The organism is Nonomuraea aridisoli (assembly GCF_003236395.1).
Classification (GTDB): Bacteria; Actinomycetota; Actinomycetes; order Streptosporangiales; family Streptosporangiaceae; genus Nonomuraea; species Nonomuraea aridisoli.
On sequence record NZ_POUD01000549.1, the window covers coordinates 1 to 1541 of the forward strand.

Genomic DNA, 1541 nt, shown 5'->3' on the forward strand with positions numbered 1-1541 from the left:
GAGATAGTACGTGCTCCAGTCCGGGTCGATGTCGCGGCAGGCGCCGGCTTCCTTCTGGGCCTTGACCATGTCGGCCACGTCGGCGAGGAGTTTCTTGGCGTCGTAGACGACGCCGTTGCGGATCGTCCACTGGACGCCGCCGATGCGTTTGATGTCGCCGGATTCGGCGTCCAGGCGGGCGGTTCCCGTGCCGTAGAGGGTTTTGAGGTCTTCGAGGGGGTTGTACGGGACTATGGCGAGGTCGGCGGACTTACCGATCTCAACGGTGCCGTAGTCGGGTTTGCCGCCGCGCGGGTCGGCGATGGTCTGGGCGACATTTCCGGACATGGCCTCGATGGCCTCCAGCGCGCTCAGCCCCGCCTCCCTGAGCATCTCCAGCTCGGTGATGTTGGCGAAGCCGTACAGGTTGTAGATGAAGCCCGGGTCGGTGCCGCCCGCGATGCGCCCGCCCAGCTCCTTGTAGTCGTGGATGAGCTGGAAGTACTGCTGGTAGAAGCGCTTCCAGCTGGCCTCGTCCTCGCTCGTCCAGTCGTAGTAGAACGAACCGTGCGCCTGGGGGCTCGGCTCCCAGAAGTCCCAGATGGACGGCAGGGCGAAGCGCGGGTGCCACTCCAGGCCGCGTACCCGGGTGAGGTCGCGTCCGGCCAGGTAGACGCCGAAGGTCGGGCCGAACGTGACGTTGTTCGACAGCTGCTCCTCCAGGTACGCCTTCCACTGCGGCGAACCCGGCTGGTGCGTGTACTCGATCACCGTGGCCACCCCGCGCCAGCGGGCGGCCTCGTTGCGGTAGTCGTAGCCCGGCGGCTTCGGGTGCTCGCGGCCCTCCTTGAGCAGCGACTCGAAGTGGCCGTAGAAGTGGGTGACCGTGCCGAGGCCGAGCCGGCCCGACTCGACGGCGTTGAGCTGCGGGTAGATGGGCGGCGAGTGGTGCATCGTGGTGCCCAGGCCGCGCTTGCGGGCCTCGGCGATCATGACCTCGATCTCCGCCCGGCCGTACACGCGGTCGCCGAAGAACTTGATGCCGTCCACGCCGTTCGCGGCCGCCCAGGCGACCCAGGCGGCGCCCTTCTCCGGCGAGTCGACCTGGCCGTCCGACCAGCCGTTGCCGGGGGTCTGGTAGTTCACGATGCGCGGGGCGACGATCTCGTTGCGCTCGCTGGCCTCCCGGTCGCGCACGGCGTCGGCGTTCGCGGCCAGGGTCACGCCGCGGACCGTGGTGACGCCGTGCGCCAGCCATAACTTGTAGGCGTAGGTGCGCGGGGTGTTGCCGGTTCCGGTGTGGACGTGTTCGTCGACCAGGCCCGGCATGACCCACATGCCGGTGGCGTCGATCTCGTGGTCGGCGTCGCGCGGGTGGCGTTTCCTGGGGGCGTTCGGGTCGATGGGGATGATCTCGGCGATGCGGTCGCGCTTGACGACGATGTCGACCGGGCCGACGACCTTGCCGCCGGTGCCGACGATCACGTTGACGCCGCGGATCACCAGCTTCTTGAACGGGCCCGCGCCCTCCTTCGCGCCCCGGGCGGGGGTGGGGTCGGCGG

The 1541-nt window shown here is 69.0% G+C and carries 1 protein-coding gene; it reads right to left on the reverse strand.

Translation table 11 applies throughout. The features are described 5' to 3' along the window. Positions 1-1541: amidohydrolase family protein (locus C1J01_RS50850; RefSeq protein ID WP_111185798.1), on the reverse strand; the 1541-nt coding region annotated here is incomplete at both ends.